Here is a 15,958-nt window from a genome sequence, read left to right as displayed (position 1 = left end):
CGTGAGCCAATCGCAGTGATTCTTTGTATGGACACTACGCTCCCTGCGGTCGCCTAGTACTTTTCATCATCTGCTCTGTCTCACTACGCGAGCCAATCGCAGTGATTCAAAGCAAAGGAGAGGAAAGGTCTTTTTTTTGGCTTCCTTTCCTCTCCTATGGGGGTTATTTTAGTCGTTCGCGGTTTTCGGCCATTTTTTCAGTTTTAATGTCTTTGATTGCATCCCAGTTGTTTGAATCTAAGAAGCTTTCAAAGTCGGTTAGTGTGCTGTCAAATGTTCCTTCATCTTTTGAACGGATCAGTGAGATGATCGTGCTGTTGATTTTGGTTTTGATGGCTGTGTTTGAACGTGCTTCAGCAGTTCCAGCATCTGGATCCGTATTTTCGATCACAAAGTGTGGATACAATTTGCCTTCGCCCCACTCTTGCATTTGAGTCAACGCATTTTCGGTTTTGACTTTCAGTGCATTGACACGGTCATTGTTAAAGTAGTTGAAACGGCTGATACCATATTTTTTGTTGTAGCCTTCGTTGTCGGTTTGTTCCATTTCTTTGATTTCTGGCAAGTAATCGATTTTGCCTTCATCGTTGTATTCATACGTCACGCCTTCAACACCGAATTTTGTCAAAATTTGTCCTGGTTCATCGATCAAGTACGTGAAGAGTTGGGTTACTTTTGCTGGATCCGCCGCATCTTTTGTGATGTAGTTGATCAACCAGCCAGAGATTCCTGTTTGGTTCAAGGTTGCTTCACGACCAGACGTGCTGGCAGGGCCATCGATTGCGATATAGCGTGTGTCAGAGTTTTTCATGAATTCAGTGAAGTTCCCGCCTTGTCCGCTCGTTCCTGCGACTAAGATCGTTGCATAATCCCCTTGTTTTACTTTTTCATCATAGGTTGGACCGTCATCGGTAAAGCTGTCATCACTGATGTTGCCGTCACGATACACTTGATTGAAGGTTTTCAACCATGAGATATATTCTTCATCTAAATTACGGTCGTAGAACGCACCATCTTCATCTTCTAATGGAACACCTAAGAAATCTTGCAATTTATCTAAGAATGGTCCTGCTGTTTCGCCGATCGTTGTGAAGCCCATTGGTGTCAAATCAGGGAATTTCTCGCTGATTTCTTTCATGACTTTCACATAGTTTTCTGGAGTTGAAACATCTGGTTTGCCTAATGCTTCATAGACATCTTCACGGATCACAAAGTTGTCGTTGACGGGAATATTGCCGCTTTCGTAGTCTGCTGCTGTGTTGGAATAGTTTGGATAGCCATAAGTTTTGCCATCATCTAAAGCAAACCATTTGAAGGTATCTTCGGTCACGACATTCATCAAATACGGATCGTATTGTTCCGCTAAATCGTTTAATGAGTATGCCCAGCTATCAGCTTTTGTGGCTGCTTGACTGGTTTTATCCATCAACGTCACGATATCAGGCATATCACCACTTGAAATCAAAGCGTTTAATTTCGAATCATCCCCTGAAATAAATTCAATATCAATGTTCAAATCTTTTTTGATTTGGGCTGTCGTCACATCTTCACCAAATGGCAAAGCTGTCCAGTCTGAATTGATGTACCATGTGATCTTGGTTGGTTCTTCTTTGGTATCGAGTTTCCATGCTGGTGTCTTTTCATCTAACTCATACCGATCTTTGATAGAAAAATCCGAACTGCTGGCATTGTCTGAGCTGCCGCCACATGCTGCTAAGCTGAGTAATGCTGATGCTGCCAATAAACCGCCTACTACTTTTTTCATGTCTATCCCTCTTTCTATTCTTTTACTGCACCGGCCATCATACCGCCGATAAAGTGTTTTTGAAGCAATGGATATATAATTAAAATTGGCACTGTCGTGATGACGATCGTAGCCAACTGAACCCCACGGGTCGTTGCTTGGACGATAAAGTCGGTACTACCGCTTTCAGTCATCGTACTCAAGTTGGATTGGACGATGATTTCATAAATCTTCATTTGCAGCGGATAGAGATACTCTTTTGTGATATACAGTTTTGTCGTCATAAAATCGTTCCATTGGCCAACCCCGTTGAACAAGATGATGGTTGCCAAGGCCGGTTTCGTTAATGGTAAGAAGATTTTATAGAAGATTTGGAATTCACTTGCACCGTCGATCTTCGCAGATTCTTCGAGTGAAGGCGGAATCTCACGGAAAAAGTTCATTAAAATCACGACATCATAGTAGCTGAACAAGGCTGGAATAATGTAGACCCAGAAAGAATCCAGTAATCCTAGCGAGCGAATCAGCAAGTACGTTGGAATCATCCCACCACTGAAGTACATGGTGATGACCCCCATCGTTGTATAGATGTTGCGGCCGACCAAGCGTGATTTACTCAATCCGTAAGCCACGATCGCACAAAACAAGGTATGGGTCGCAGCCCCAAGAACCGTTTTTAACACTGAGATCAAGAAGGCACGGGGGATACTTGCGTCGGAAAAAACTTTCCGATAGTTTTCCCAGGTAAAGCCTTTGGGCCATAACACGAGGCCGTTGCCCGCTAATCCAGAACTAGAAGACACGGAGGAAACCAAGATATTCCAAATCGGTACGATGATCATCAATGAGAATAAAATCAAGATCACGGTATTGAAGAAGTAAAACCACGTGTTTTCTTTTGCTTTTCTTTTGATCATGTTTTTTCCTCCTATAAGATAACTGAATTGCCGTTGTTCAACTTGCGGGTCACTCGATCCGTGATCACCAATAAGATGACGGAAATGACCGCGATCCCCAAGCCGACAGCAGTTGCATAAGAGAAATCACCTTGCGTCAACCCCATTTTATAAACGAAGGAGTTGATGACTTCTGAACGGTTTTGGTTCTGTGAATTCATTAAAACTAATGTTTGATCTAGGTTTGACCCTAAGATACCGCTCACATTCAGAATCAAGTTTAAGGAGATGATCGGTGTCAGTAATGGCAATGTGATCGAACGAATCTGTCTTAGCTTGCTGGCACCATCGATTCGTGCGGCTTCATAAAACGTTGGATCGATCCGCGACATACCCGCCAAGTAAAGGATCGTTCCCCAGCCGACTTCTTTCCATAGATCCGAAAGGACCGCGATCCACCAATATTTGCTTGGATCCAATAGATGATTGACCCCTTTGTCCATCAATCCTACGGACATCAGCACTTGGTTGATAAAGCCGTTCGTTGACAGCCAAGAAATCATCATCCCACCTAGCACGATCCATGAGAAAAAATGGGGAATGTATGAAACCGTTTGAATAAATTTCTTCAAGCGGCCATCTTGCATTTCAAAAATCATAATGGCTAACACAATCGGGATCGCAAAACCTAAACCTAATTTCAATAAGCTGATGGCTAACGTATTTCTAACCGCTTCCCAGAAAAAACTGTCATTCATAATGATACGGAAATTCTCTAACCCGACCCATGGTGCTGATGAAATGGTGTCAATCACCGTATAGTTTTTGAAAGCGATTATAATTCCGTAGATCGGAATATAATTAAATACGATCATAAATGCCACGCCGGGAAAAACCATCCAGTGAAGCTGCCGTTGACTATAAAACTTTTGCAGTTTACTCATACACAAAATCTCCTTCTTTCTATCCTCGCAACACTACGTATATCTCCACATTTTGGTGAAACGTTTCTACAAAAAGATTATATCCGCTGCCAATCGAAAATGCAAGCCTTTCCAATTATTTTTTTCAGCTTTTCTTTTTTCACAAATTTTGTTGGGTTCCTCACAAATACAAAAGCTTTCATATCAGCTTTTTCAGAAGAAATTTTTTTTTCGAACATTTCCGTTTAATCAAATTTCACAAATATTGTATTTTTTCAACATCGATTAATTCACAGAAATCATTAAAAAACAAAAAGAAACGTTTCACCAAAAGCACAAAAAAGCAGCAATCATCGTTGATTGCTGCTTCGTTCTATTCACTTCTTTGCGGATAACCAAAATGGTCATAGGCTAACGGCGTTGCGATCCGCCCACGCGAGGTGCGTTTCAAAAATCCTTTTTGGATCAAAAACGGTTCGTACATATCTTCCACTGTTTCGGTTTCTTCCCCGATATTGACAGCGATCGTACTTAATCCCACCGGGCCGCCTTGGTACAATTCGATCATCGTGCGGATCAATTTCTGATCGATATAATCCAAGCCAGCATGATCGACTGCCAAAAGCGCCAATGCCTGGTCAGCAACGGTGCGATCGATCAATCCATCTGCTTGCACTTGCGCATAATCGCGAACTCGTTTAAGCAACCGGTTGGCGATCCGCGGGGTGCCTCGGGACCGGCGGGCGATTTCGATCGCCCCTTCTTCCACGATATCCGTTTCAAAGATCGACGCAGTCCGCTGCACGATCTCTTTTAAATCATGGTCTTCATAATATTGCATATGAGAAATGATCCCGAAGCGATCCCGTAGTGGCGCCGAGAGCATCCCCGCCCGCGTCGTTGCGCCGACTAAGGTAAATGGCGGGAGCGGAAAATGAACTGGGTGAGCCGTTGTCCCTTGCCCCACCATGATGTCCACATAAAAATCTTCCATTGCCGAATAAAGCATTTCTTCGGCGACACGAGGCAAGCGATGGATCTCATCGATAAACAGAACATCCCCCGGCTGCAGCTCATTCAAGATCGCAATCAAATCCCCTGGTTTTTCGATCGCAGGACCGCTGGTCGTCTTGATTTGGACCTGCATCTCGTTGGCGATCACCATTGCCATCGTTGTTTTCCCTAAGCCTGGCGGACCATATAAGAGGACATGATCCAACGCTTCTTCTCGATTTTTCGCCGCTTGGATATAAATCGAAAGCTCCTGCTTGACTTTGTCTTGTCCGATATATTGGGCAAGGGTTTGCGGACGCAAGGATTTTTCGATGATCTCTTCTTGTTCAGTGCTTTCTGGCGAAACAATTCGTTCATCCATCGTCTACTTGCTCCTTACTTTTTCATCATCAATCGGAGAGCTTCCCGCAAGTACTCATCCGTCGATTTTGTGGTATTCTCCGCTAATTGTTTTTCGGCTTTCTTGACTTCTTTTTCGCTATAACCCAATGCTTTCAAGGCTTCCATCGCTTCATCTAAAGCAGTCGTTGCTACGCTTAGAGGAACGATCGCTTCTTCTCCAACCAGTTCAGCCACTTTGCCTTTCAAGTCTAGGATCATTTGCTGCGCCGTCTTTTTACCGACACCTGGGAACTTAGTCAAATAGTTGACGTCCCCATTTTCGACTGCCGTGATCAACCCTGTATGGTCTTCATTGGCCATGATTGCTAACGCACTCTTTGGTCCAATACCTGAGACACTGATCAATTTTAAAAACAACTGCTTGCCTTCGATCGTGGCAAAGCCGTAGAGACTATGAGCATCTTCACGAATCACTTGGTGCAGATAGATTTTTACTTCTTGGTTCAACTTGCCGCTAAATGAATACGGATTGCCAAAAGCGATCTGATAGCCGATGCCATGGGTCTCAACTACGATATACGCCGGAAAGATATCCGTTACTTTTCCTATGATATATTCGTACATGTGCTTTCCTTTCTGTACATATGTTCCCTTTATTGTAGCACAGACGAGAGGGCAAAAAAAGGACTGTGAACGAAGGAAAAGGCTTAGCAGGAAACAAACGGAGGAAAAACCGTTGTTTCAGTCGCATTTTTTCAAACGAGACATGCTGCTGCGTCTTTTTTTCGCACACAGTTCCTAATACTTACTCAACGAGTGATTTGAATTCGCCATAGCCTTTTTCATCCATTTCTGCTAAAGGGATGAACTTCAATGCTGCCGAGTTGATACAATAGCGCAAACCGCCTTTGTCCTGAGGACCGTCTGAAAAAACATGTCCTAAATGAGAGTCAGCTTCTTTGCTGCGGACTTCTACCCGATGCATGCCGTGAGAAAAATCAGCTTTTTCTTGAATATCTTGGCGACTGATCGGTTTCGAAAAGGACGGCCAGCCACAACCTGCGTCATATTTATCAGTAGAAGCAAACAATGGTTCTCCGTTGACGATATCAACATAGATCCCTTTTTCATAAAAATCATCATACTCGCCAGTAAAGGGGCGTTCGGTTGCATTTTCTTGGGTCACCGCATATTCGATTGGCGACAATTTTTCTTTTAATTCTTTTTTATCTGTCATTTTTTCACCTGCTTTTCCTCTAGACTCATCCTGTATGCTCTATCATGCCTTTTTTCTTAGCGAATGTAAAATGACTTGCTCAAATTGTTTAAGGGTTTTGCAGCTTTTGCCAACGAGTCGTTGGTTCCGCAAAATGGTAAAAATGCGGTTTGTCTTTTGTATAGATTTCTTCGGTTAAGACAGCTTCTGGCATGTTGCCAAACAACCCAGCCGCAAAAAAATAGGTGTGTGTTTCATTGAGGTAAAAGAACAGGCTCGAGCCGCATTGACTGCAAAATCCTCGCTGTGCCCACTCAGAAGAATCGTAACGTCGCAGCCACTTCACTCCTTGAAGAGCCATCTGGTCCTCCGAGCATGGCGCAAGAGCAAACATCGGTCCGCCGTGAAATTTCTGGCAGAGACTACAATGACAAACCGTGATTTCTTTCGCAACTCCCGTCAAGTTGATCGTGACTTTGCCGCAAAGACAACTACCAGAAACATCCATCCTTATTCCTCCTCCGTAAACTCTTGCAGCAACTGATAGACCGTAGCGACAGGAAATCCTACGATCGTATAAAAATCGCCGTTTATCGATGAGACAAATATTTTGGCTGCCCCTTGGATCCCATAGGCGCCCGCTTTGTCTTGGTACTCATCTAAGGCAAGATACTTGTCGATCTCTTGATCCGTCAAAGGACGAAACACAACTTCCGTCGAAACCACTGCTTGGCGTTGCTGGTTGCCTTTTTGCAAAAAGACGGCGGTATGCACCCAATGGGTATGTCCGCTCATTTTTCGCAACATCGACCGAGCATCTTTACGGTCGACTGGCTTTCCTAAGATTTCTTCACCCACCACGACCGTCGTATCGCTCGCGATCACCAGATCTTCAGGATAGGTTTGCGCAATAGCCGCCGCTTTTTCTGCTGCCATCCGTTGGACATAAGGGATCGCAGCTTCGTTTGGTCGGACCGACTCGTCGATATCTGCTGGTATGACCGCAAATTCCGAGACTAACTCTGCTAATAATTCTTTGCGCCGCGGCGACTGTGAAGCCAAAATAATCATTCCATGCCACTCCTTGCTCGATGAGGATCTTGAATCCGTTTGAACATCCGCTCCATGTCGCTGTTGGTGAAATGGATCAGCACCGGACGACCATGGGGACAGTTGAAGGGATTCTCGCATTTCGCTAAATCTTGCAACAAGATCCTAGCTTGTGCTTCATTCAAATAGTGATTGGCTTTGATGGATCGTTTGCAGCTCATCATGATCGCGGTTGCTTCACGAAACTTTTTGACACTGACACTTCCTGTCGTCAATAACATATCGATCATCTCGCGGATGATGGCTTCTTCTTCACCGCTAGGGTACCACGTCGGGTGCGCTCGGACGATGAAACTATTGGTCCCAAAAGATTCCAGATGGATCCCGACTTCTGCCAGCTTGTCGCTTTGTTCTTGTAATTGCAGTGCATCGCTGTTGGGATAATCCAAAACGATCGGCACCAACAATTCTTGCAGGTCATTGGTCACTTCGCCGATTTTTTCGCGGTAATACTCGTATTTGATTCGTTCTTGCGCCGCATGCTGGTCGACGATATAAAGCCCCGCCTCGCTTTGGGCAAACAAATAGGTCCCATGCATCTGCCCAAAATAATCCAATTGGGGAAAACGCTCCTTCGCTGGTTCTTCTTCCAGCAACCGTTCGACCGTTTTTAGGTAGTTGCGGTCATCCCCATGCATTTCAGGATGCAGAGTCGCTTGACTCTGCAGATCTTGCGCCGTAAGCTCTGGCGTCTCATCTGGGAGAAAGACTGGCGCTTCTGGCAGCGACGCTTTTGTTTCCGTCTGGCCTTCCACAAATGGTTTTCGGACAGGCTTATTTGGCAGCGTCTCTTCCAAACTGCGAAAGGTTTCCTCGGTTTCTTCCAACAGGTTTTCGCTAGATTCCTGTGGCATTTCTGGAAGTTTTCCACCTTCCTCCACAGGTTTTTCCACAGAGTTATCCACAGTCTGTTGATAAGTGTTGCCCTGCACCTCAAATTTCCCTGTTTCGCGATTATAAGACAACCCAGAAGTCGAATTTCCTGCTGACTCCAGTTCCAAGCCAAGCTGCTGGGCTTTTGGCTGATCGGCAACTTTTTTCTTGAAACGCAGATTGTCAGCGGCGTTAGGAATCAAATTGATTTCCCGTAGCGCCTCATTGATGGCTTTACTGATTAGCTTGGTCAGTTCTTCTTCTTTTGACAAACGAACTTCTTGCTTAGTCGGATGAACGTTGACATCGACTAATAAGGGGTCCATTTTGATTTCAAGGACAGCTAATGGAAAACGACCGACCATCAATTTTGATCCGTAACCAGCAACGATCGCTTTATTCAAAGCGAAATTGCGAATATAACGACCATTGATGATCGTGGATAAATAGTTGCGGCTGGCTCGGGTGACTTCTGGCAGTGACACAAAGCCAGTGACTTTAAAGTCGAGGTCCTCAGTATCGATCGCGATCATTTTTTTGGCGGTTTCCACCCCGTAGATCCCTGCGATGGTTTGTTTTAACTGCCCACTTCCAGTGGTGCTCAACATCTTATTGCCTTCATGAACGAGACGAAAAGCCACTTCTGGGTGGCTCAGGGCGATCCGATTGACGATATCGCCGATGTTCGCTAGTTCCGTTTGCAGCGTCTTGACATATTTCAAACGTGCCGGTGTATTGTAAAAGAGGTTTTCCACAGTGATCTTGGTTCCTTGCCGCAAGTTGGCAGGCAGATGCTCTTCAACAGCTCCGCCCTTTAAGCGCACAAAGGAGCCTTGTTGGGCGTCTTTGACTGCCGTTTCAATCGAGAGGATCGAAACCGAAGCGATACTAGGCAAAGCCTCCCCGCGAAACCCGAGGGTACGTATTCGAAACAAGTCATCCCGATTGTGGATTTTGCTGGTGGCGTGGCGTTTAAAGGCAGTCAAGACATCCTCTTCTGCAATTCCTTCGCCATTATCGATGACTTGGATTTTACGCAAGCCCGCTTCTTCAATAAAAATATCGATTTGGGTACTGCCGGCATCCACGGCGTTTTCAACTAATTCTTTGACAACAGAAGCCGGTCGCTCAACGACTTCTCCTGCCGCGATTTGGTTCGCCAGACGTTCGGATAACTCTTGGATCTTTCCCATCTGCTGACCTTCTTTCTAAATTCGTTTTTGCAGCTCGTACAATGTATTCAGAGCGTCCATCGGGGTCATTTCCAACAGATTCAATTTCTTCAACTGATCGATGACGCCGATTTCTTCCGTAGATACTTCACTAAACAACGACAACTGCTGACTTTCTTCGACGACGGGTTTTGGTTGTACCGTCGGTTCATGTTCTTCCAGCGCTTTTAAGATCGTGGCTGCGCGCTGTAAGAGTGCACTTGGCAGTCCAGCGATTTTGGCTACATGGATCCCATAGCTTTTATCTGCGGGCCCTTCCATCATCTTATGCAAGAAGACGACTTCGCCTTCTTTTTCAACGGCACCGACATGGACATTGCGCAAGTGCGCCAATTCCTCATCTAAAACCGTCAGCTCATGATAATGGGTGGAGAAAAGTGTTTTGGCATGAACTTCTTTGTGGATATATTCAATGATGGCTTGTGCCAATGCCATCCCATCATAGGTCGCAGTCCCACGCCCTAACTCATCAAACAAAATCAAGCCGTTAGGCGTTGCATGACGCAGCGCTTGGTTGGCTTCCATCATCTCCACCATAAACGTGCTTTGACCGGCGATCAGGTCATCGCTGGCACCGATGCGAGTAAAGATCCGATCAAAAATCGGCATCTCTGCAGATTGTGCGGGTACGAAACAGCCGATCTGCGCCATAATGACTAGCAAGGCAAACTGCCGCATGTACGTACTTTTCCCAGACATATTTGGGCCTGTGATCAACAAGATCTCTGTTTCTTCATCCATCACGATACTATTCGGAATGTACTCTTGGTGACCAAGGACTTTTTCCACTACAGGATGACGGCCGTCGATGATCGATACCGCTCGTTTTTTCGCTACTGTCGGCCGCACGTATTGGTAGCGTTCCGAAACTGTGGCGAAACTTTGTAAGACATCGACCGCACTGACGGCTTTGGCCAACTTTTGCAGACGGGTGATACTCTTTTTCACTTCTTCACGGACGTCAAGAAACAGGCGGTATTCCAAATCCACTGATTTCTCTTCGGCTTCTAAAATCAAAGTCTCCAGTTTTTTCAACTCGGGTGAAATAAACCGTTCCGCATTGGCTAACGTTTGCTTGCGCTCGTAGCGAGAGGTATCTAAATTCAATAGATTGGCTTTCGTGATCTCAATGTAATAGCCAAAGACGCGGTTGAACCCAACTTTCAGGTTTTTGACTCCCGTCGCTTGGCGTTCGTTGGCTTCTAATTCTGCCAGCCATTGCTTGCCGTTACGCATCGCTGTGCGGTATTCATCTAATTGTTGATGGAACCCGTCTTTGATGATGTTGCCTTCTGTGATCTGCAACGGGGCATCTTCATCGATCGACGCTTCGATCAGTGCAACCAAATCATCTAAGGGCGTTAATTCCAGCAGCAAGTCATTCCACTCGCCACGGTTGATGCCTTGCAGCAATTGCGCGATCAAAGGCACTTGCTCCAAAGAAGATTTCAACTGCAGCAAATCGCGGCCATTGACATTTCCGAAGGCGACCCGTCCGACTAAGCGTTCCATGTCATAGACTTTCGTCAACGCTTCTTGCAGATCTGCTCGCTCAAAGAAACTGTCCAGTAACGATTGGACCATTTCTTGGCGGGCAGTGATTTTCTTTGGCTGGATCAAGGGACGGTCTAACCATTGCTTTAACAAACGGCCACCCATTGCGGTTTTTGTCTCGTCCAGCAACCACAAAAGAGTCCCTTGTTTTTTGCCAGTTCGAATCGACTGCGTCAATTCTAAGTTAAATTTGGAATAATGATCCATTTTCAAGGCATGATCGGGCTGATATTCCACGGCTTGTTGAATATGCGCTAAACTGCGTTTTTGGGTGATCGCCAAATAACTTAGCAACTTCCCTGTGACTACTTTTTCTAACTCTTGGGAGAGAGGTTCTGTTAAAAATTGAAATTCGGCATTTTCTTCCAACGTTTCTTGCTTAGAAAACACGACATTCAAGCGATTGGTCAGTGTTGTTTGCAATGACTCAGGAATCTCGCTGCACAAAACGACTTCTTTCGTTTGCAGAGCGGCGGCCTCATTGACGACAGCTTCTTCATCTTCCAATTGCGCTGCTTTTAATTCACCGGTACTTAGATCGACATAGGCAAAGCCAAAACGCTCCCCTTGCTGCAAAACAGCTGTCAAAAAGTTGTTTTCTTTGGCGGATAGGCCTTTACTGTCCATCACCGTTCCCGGCGTGATCAGTTGAACGACTTCGCGTTTGACCATTCCTTTGGTGGTTTTTGGATCTTCCACTTGCTCACAAATCGCTACTTTGTAGCCTTGCTCGATCAAAGTGTCGATGTAATTGCTGGCAGCGTGGTAAGGCACCCCACACATAGGGATCGGTTCCTCCGCATTTTTGTTGCGGCTGGTTAACGTCAGTTCTAAAATTTGTGCTGCCTTGACAGCATCCTCATTAAATAATTCATAGAAATCCCCTAAACGATAGAATAAAAAAGCATCTTGGTACTGAGCCTTGATGCTTAAATACTGTTCCATCATCGGGGTATTTTTAGTTTTTTGAGGCATTGGTTTCATCCTCCTCGATGGCTTTATTCATTTTCTTTTGGATCTCCGTCGTGACATATTGCAGCAATTCATCTGCTTGCAGTAACGCTTGGCGATAAGCAACCACTAAGGGGTGCTGCTCGTATTCGTTTGTCAATGACGCATAACGCTGCTCGGCAGCTTTTTTTGCTTCAGGTTTCTCATAATGCTCAAATTGAACGATCTCTTTTTGCGCTTGCTTCAGCGCTTCTTCCAGCTCCAATAGCCCTTGGTTTTGCAAGGCTCGTGCTTGGATTTCTTGAAATTCTTGAACGATCGGATGATCAGACAAGAGCTTTTGCAAAGCAGCCAGCTCTTGGGCAACGTGTGGTTCTTTGACTAATTGCTCTTCCATGCTTCTCCTATTCTGTAAACGGGCGATCTTCACTGATTTGGATCGGACGGATCGATTTTGCTTTACCAGTGGCTTCATCAATCTCAAGCAAGCAAGCCGACAAAATACTGCGGCCTTTTTCAATCACTTCAAACCGTTGCGGCAACGCCGTCAAAAATTTTTCAATGACTGGTTCGCGTTTCATCCCCAAGATCCCATCATAAGGACCAGTCATGCCGACATCTGACAAATAAGCCGTTCCTTGGGGCAAAATCCGCGCATCATTGGTCTGGACGTGGGTATGCGTGCCGACGACTGCCGAAACACGGCCATCCAAATACCAGCCCATCGCTTGTTTTTCACTGGTGGTCTCCCCATGAAAATCCACAAAGATAAACGGTGTACGTTTGCGGGCAATCGCAACCAATTCATCCATTTTGCGAAACGGATCATCAAGGTCTACCATGAACGAGCGAGCTTGCATGTTGATTACCGCTAATTCAATGGTGTTGACTTTCACAAATACCATGCCGACCCCCGGTGTTCCCTCTGGAAAATTGGCTGGACGAATCATTTTCTTCGCATCGCCAATAAATTCAAAAATGTCACGGTTGTCCCATGTATGATTGCCTAATGTCACGACATCGACACCATCTTGCAAAAATTTCTTATAGATTTTACCAGTGATCCCACGACCCGCCGCCGCATTCTCGCCGTTTGCGATCGTCACCTGTGGTCGATACACCTTTTTTAATTTTGGAAGGTACTCCGTGATCGTTTCTCTTCCTAATGAACCAACTACATCTCCAATGAATAATACCCGCACACATTTTTCCTCTTCTCTTTTAGCTTCTTTTCTATTATAAGGGTTTTGGTCCAGAAAAAAAAGGTTCTTTCACTTGCGGTTCTTCCCTGCAGCAGGACAAAAAAACACGCTAGACTCTTTCGCATCAGTCTAGCGTGTCGCTTAATTCTCTTAGGAAACAGTGGTGTCCTCTTGTCCTACATGTTCTACGATCGCCACGATCAAATCACGGGCTTTTTCCATCGCTTCCACGGTAATAAATTCATACTGGCCATGGAAGTTTTCACCGCCGACAAATAAGTTCGGTGTTGGGATCCCTTTATAAGTGATTTTCGAGCCATCGGTCCCGCCACGAAACGGTGCTTCGATCGGCGTCACGCCAATCGCTTGCATCCCTGCTCGGGCAGCTTCGATACTGCGGGGATCTTTCTTGATCAAATCCCCCATATTGTAATATTGATCATACAGCGTATAGGTGATACGTTCTTGCCCATAGGCTGTGTTCAGTTCATCAATGATCCCCACGATGTTGGCTTTTCGCTGTTCAAAAAGCGTATGATCGTGATCACGAATGATATAAGAAACTTCTGCTCGACCAATATGTCCCGTCAAATTGTGCAGCAGGTAGAAGCCTTCATACCCGCGGGTGCGTTCAGGAACTTCCTCTGCTGGTAAGGCATCATCGATTTGATGCGCGATTTTCAAGGCGTTGACCAAACGACCATAGGCAGTCCCAGGATGCACACTCGTACCGTCGATCGTTATATCGATACGAGCCGCATTAAAGGTTTCATACTCCATATGGCCCACGCGACCACTGTCCATCGTGTAAGCAAATGCTACTGGAAAATCCGCCGCATCAAAGCGATCAGCGCCAGTCCCGATCTCTTCGTCAGGACCAAAAGCGACCCAGACATCGCCACGCTTATGCGCATCCATCGTTTGTAAGATCCGCAGCGCATCAATGATCTCTGCGATACCAGCTTTATCATCTGCACCCAGCAGGGTCGTTCCATCCGTTGTGATCAACGTTTCGCCGACATAGTCTTTGAGATTAGGAAATTCAGCAGTTGTCATATAAATGGCTTTTTCTTTATTTAAACAAACATCCTTGCCATCGTAATTTTCATGGATCTGCGGTTGAATATTTTCAGCTTCGAAATCTGCCGTATCTACATGGGCAATAAAGCCAATCGCCGTTTTTTCAGGATTACCAGGTAGACGTCCGATCACAAAACTATTCTTTTCATAGTAAGCAACATCCGCTAATCCCATCTCGATCAACTGATCTTTCAATAAAAGAGCCAACTCAACTTGTCCCTGCGTCGTTGGGATGGTCTGACTCGTGGCATCCGAGCGAGTATTCATTTTTGCATAGGTCAAAAAATCCTTTAAGATTGCTTTCAATTCTGCACGTCCTTTTTCTTCAATTCTTCTACTATCTTTATAACGACAGGGGACGATTGTCCGTTTCGTGGATCACTTGTCGAAAATCAGCAAAGCCAGCTGCTATCCCGCGCAGCAAGATCTCTGCCGTTCCCATATTGGTGGCTAAAGGAATCTCGTACACGTCTGACAAGCGAATCAATGCCGTTACATCTGGTTCATGGGGTTGTGCGGCTAAAGGATCGCGCAAAAAGATCACCATGTCCAAGTCATCTTGCGAAATCATGGCGCCAATTTGCTGGTCTCCTCCCAGCGGCCCTGATTTGTAGCGGTGGACAGGCAACTGGGTTGCTTCTTCGATCCTCTTCCCCGTAGTTCCTGTTGCGAAAAGTTCATGCTGCGCTAAAATTTCTCGATAGGCAGTCACTAATTTTACCATTACATCCTTTTTTCGATCATGAGCAATCAATGCGATTTTCATTTGCTGCATTCCCCCTTTTTTCTATTGTACCAATTTATTTTCTTTGCGACCGAGAAAAAACAAAAAAACATAGCACAGATGCCGCAAATCGACTGTGCTATGTCTAAAGGATTCCTTTTTAAATCAGTTGTAATTCTTTCAAGGCTAACCAGATGCCATCTTCATCATTGCTAGCAGTCACCATATCTGCGACTTGTTGGATCTCAGGGACCGCATTGCCCATTGCCACACCGACACCTGCGGCAGTCAGCATTTCACGATCGTTTTGGCCATCACCAAAACAGATCACATCTTCTTGCGCTATCCCTAATTGTTCTGCGACACACAGGATCGTTGCTGCTTTGGAGCCTTCTTTTGGAACGACATCCACACTGTTTTCATGCCAACGTACAAAACGCAGTTTGCTGTATTTCTCGTCAAAGAAATGCTCATACTCTTTTCCGTAAAAAGCCAATGCTTGATAGACTTCTTTTTCTTCAGGAAAGTCCATGTCCAACTCAGGAAGTTGGGCACCAAAGGAATGCATCGCTGCTTCCATTTTAGCAATATCCAACGAAGACGCTCGTTTCGCTGTATCCATCCCGACAAAGGCCGTATCGATCCCAAGCTCTTGGGCTTCTGCCACGAAAGCAGCCAATTGCGTTTCATCAAGTAAGTTTTTATACACCTGCTGATGCGAAAGAAAGGCGGCTGCCCCATTACATAAAATGTAATTATCAAAGGACAACGAACGAATAATGTCTTGGGCGTGAAAACGACTGCGCCCAGTGGCAACGGTCACGAAATGGCCAGCATCTCGCAGAAGATCAAGGGCTTTTAGCGTACTGTCTAGTGGCTGTTTGTTCGAGTCAAGCAAGGTTCCATCAATATCAAAGGCAAAGAATTTCCGATTCATAAAAGGTTAAGGCTCGCTTTCTATTAAGAAGTAACTAAGATTTTGGTCTTGGTTGCGGTCATTTTTACAAAAAACAGCAAGAAAAACCGTACATACTTATTCTTAACACAAATGACCGCTGATTTCAACGCTCCGTTAAGGGATGATAGCTTCTTCCTAG

15 protein-coding genes are annotated in these 15,958 nt (G+C 45.3%); all 15 read right to left on the bottom strand.

The annotated features are described in order from the left end of the window. Positions 1-163: 163 nt before the first annotated feature. Positions 164-1,765, bottom strand: a complete 1,602-nt coding sequence (locus tag Q1X33_RS05820; protein ID WP_005227174.1) for a sugar ABC transporter substrate-binding protein — start codon at positions 1,763-1,765, stop codon at positions 164-166. Positions 1,766-1,779: 14 nt separating this feature from the next. Continuing rightward, positions 1,780-2,661 carry a carbohydrate ABC transporter permease gene (locus Q1X33_RS05815; protein WP_005227173.1) on the bottom strand — a complete coding sequence of 294 codons (882 nt, stop codon included), beginning with the start codon at positions 2,659-2,661 and terminating at the stop codon, positions 1,780-1,782. A gap of 11 nt (positions 2,662-2,672) precedes the next feature. Then, positions 2,673-3,584, bottom strand: coding sequence for a sugar ABC transporter permease (locus Q1X33_RS05810; RefSeq protein WP_005232388.1), 912 nt, complete (start codon positions 3,582-3,584; stop codon positions 2,673-2,675). A gap of 352 nt (positions 3,585-3,936) precedes the next feature. After that, on the bottom strand, positions 3,937-4,938 hold the full coding sequence (ruvB, locus tag Q1X33_RS05805; protein WP_005227171.1) for a Holliday junction branch migration DNA helicase RuvB: 1,002 nt from the start codon (positions 4,936-4,938) through the stop codon (positions 3,937-3,939). A gap of 14 nt (positions 4,939-4,952) precedes the next feature. Beyond that, positions 4,953-5,543, bottom strand: coding sequence for a Holliday junction branch migration protein RuvA (gene ruvA, locus Q1X33_RS05800; RefSeq protein ID WP_005227170.1), 591 nt, complete (start codon positions 5,541-5,543; stop codon positions 4,953-4,955). Between the two features lie 181 nt (positions 5,544-5,724). Then, positions 5,725-6,156 carry a peptide-methionine (R)-S-oxide reductase MsrB gene (msrB, locus tag Q1X33_RS05795; RefSeq protein WP_008376288.1) on the bottom strand — a complete coding sequence of 144 codons (432 nt, stop codon included), beginning with the start codon at positions 6,154-6,156 and terminating at the stop codon, positions 5,725-5,727. 88 nt (positions 6,157-6,244) lie between these two features. Further along, positions 6,245-6,643 (bottom strand): GFA family protein, encoded by a 399-nt coding sequence (locus tag Q1X33_RS05790; RefSeq protein ID WP_005227168.1) that lies wholly within the window; start codon positions 6,641-6,643, stop codon positions 6,245-6,247. A gap of 2 nt (positions 6,644-6,645) precedes the next feature. Further along, positions 6,646-7,206 carry a nucleoside triphosphate pyrophosphatase gene (locus tag Q1X33_RS05785; RefSeq protein ID WP_005227167.1) on the bottom strand — a complete coding sequence of 187 codons (561 nt, stop codon included), beginning with the start codon at positions 7,204-7,206 and terminating at the stop codon, positions 6,646-6,648. After that, on the bottom strand, positions 7,203-9,311 hold the full coding sequence (gene mutL / locus Q1X33_RS05780) for a DNA mismatch repair endonuclease MutL (protein WP_005227166.1): 2,109 nt from the start codon (positions 9,309-9,311) through the stop codon (positions 7,203-7,205). Before mutL ends, Q1X33_RS05785 begins: the two co-directional genes overlap by 4 nt. A 15-nt stretch (positions 9,312-9,326) precedes the next feature. Beyond that, a complete protein-coding gene (gene mutS, locus Q1X33_RS05775) occupies positions 9,327-11,879 on the bottom strand; it encodes a DNA mismatch repair protein MutS (RefSeq protein ID WP_034868870.1) in 2,553 nt (850 codons plus the stop codon). Further along, positions 11,863-12,252, bottom strand: coding sequence for a YlbF family regulator (locus tag Q1X33_RS05770; protein WP_005227164.1), 390 nt, complete (start codon positions 12,250-12,252; stop codon positions 11,863-11,865). The genes mutS and Q1X33_RS05770 overlap by 17 nt, the downstream gene beginning before the upstream one ends. A 7-nt stretch (positions 12,253-12,259) precedes the next feature. Continuing rightward, the gene (locus Q1X33_RS05765) at positions 12,260-13,057 is read right to left on the bottom strand and encodes a TIGR00282 family metallophosphoesterase (RefSeq protein ID WP_005227163.1); all 798 of its coding nucleotides are present in this window, start codon (positions 13,055-13,057) and stop codon (positions 12,260-12,262) included. 150 nt (positions 13,058-13,207) lie between these two features. After that, entirely contained in the window at positions 13,208-14,443 is a 1,236-nt protein-coding gene (pepT, locus tag Q1X33_RS05760; protein WP_005227162.1) for a peptidase T, read from the bottom strand. Positions 14,444-14,480: 37 nt separating this feature from the next. After that, positions 14,481-14,903: a methylglyoxal synthase gene (locus Q1X33_RS05755; protein ID WP_005227161.1), complete on the bottom strand. Its 423-nt coding sequence runs from the start codon at positions 14,901-14,903 to the stop codon at positions 14,481-14,483. Positions 14,904-15,021: 118 nt separating this feature from the next. Next, entirely contained in the window at positions 15,022-15,798 is a 777-nt protein-coding gene (locus tag Q1X33_RS05750; protein WP_005227160.1) for a Cof-type HAD-IIB family hydrolase, read from the bottom strand. Between the last annotated feature and the right edge of the window lie 160 nt (positions 15,799-15,958).

It is taken from the genome of Enterococcus sp. B2E4 (assembly GCF_030499455.1).
GTDB lineage: Bacteria > Bacillota > Bacilli > Lactobacillales > Enterococcaceae > Enterococcus_D > Enterococcus_D casseliflavus.
Note: the sequence above shows the minus strand (reverse complement) of the source record. Positions and strands in the feature narration are given on the sequence as shown.

Excerpts from the sequence above, each read along its gene's own strand:
- Q1X33_RS05820 (WP_005227174.1), bottom strand. The coding sequence starts at position 1,765 with ATGAAAAAAGTAGTAGGCGGTTTATTGGCAGCATCAGCATTACTCAGC.
- Q1X33_RS05815 (WP_005227173.1), bottom strand. The coding sequence starts at position 2,661 with ATGATCAAAAGAAAAGCAAAAGAAAACACGTGGTTTTACTTCTTCAAT.
- Q1X33_RS05810 (WP_005232388.1), bottom strand. The coding sequence starts at position 3,584 with ATGAGTAAACTGCAAAAGTTTTATAGTCAACGGCAGCTTCACTGGATG.
- ruvB (WP_005227171.1), bottom strand. The coding sequence starts at position 4,938 with ATGGATGAACGAATTGTTTCGCCAGAAAGCACTGAACAAGAAGAGATC.
- ruvA (WP_005227170.1), bottom strand. The coding sequence starts at position 5,543 with ATGTACGAATATATCATAGGAAAAGTAACGGATATCTTTCCGGCGTAT.
- msrB (WP_008376288.1), bottom strand. The coding sequence starts at position 6,156 with ATGACAGATAAAAAAGAATTAAAAGAAAAATTGTCGCCAATCGAATAT.
- Q1X33_RS05790 (WP_005227168.1), bottom strand. The coding sequence starts at position 6,643 with ATGGATGTTTCTGGTAGTTGTCTTTGCGGCAAAGTCACGATCAACTTG.
- Q1X33_RS05785 (WP_005227167.1), bottom strand. The coding sequence starts at position 7,206 with ATGATTATTTTGGCTTCACAGTCGCCGCGGCGCAAAGAATTATTAGCA.
- mutL (WP_005227166.1), bottom strand. The coding sequence starts at position 9,311 with ATGGGAAAGATCCAAGAGTTATCCGAACGTCTGGCGAACCAAATCGCG.
- mutS (WP_034868870.1), bottom strand. The coding sequence starts at position 11,879 with ATGCCTCAAAAAACTAAAAATACCCCGATGATGGAACAGTATTTAAGC.
- Q1X33_RS05770 (WP_005227164.1), bottom strand. The coding sequence starts at position 12,252 with ATGGAAGAGCAATTAGTCAAAGAACCACACGTTGCCCAAGAGCTGGCT.
- Q1X33_RS05755 (WP_005227161.1), bottom strand. The coding sequence starts at position 14,903 with ATGAAAATCGCATTGATTGCTCATGATCGAAAAAAGGATGTAATGGTA.
- Q1X33_RS05750 (WP_005227160.1), bottom strand. The coding sequence starts at position 15,798 with ATGAATCGGAAATTCTTTGCCTTTGATATTGATGGAACCTTGCTTGAC.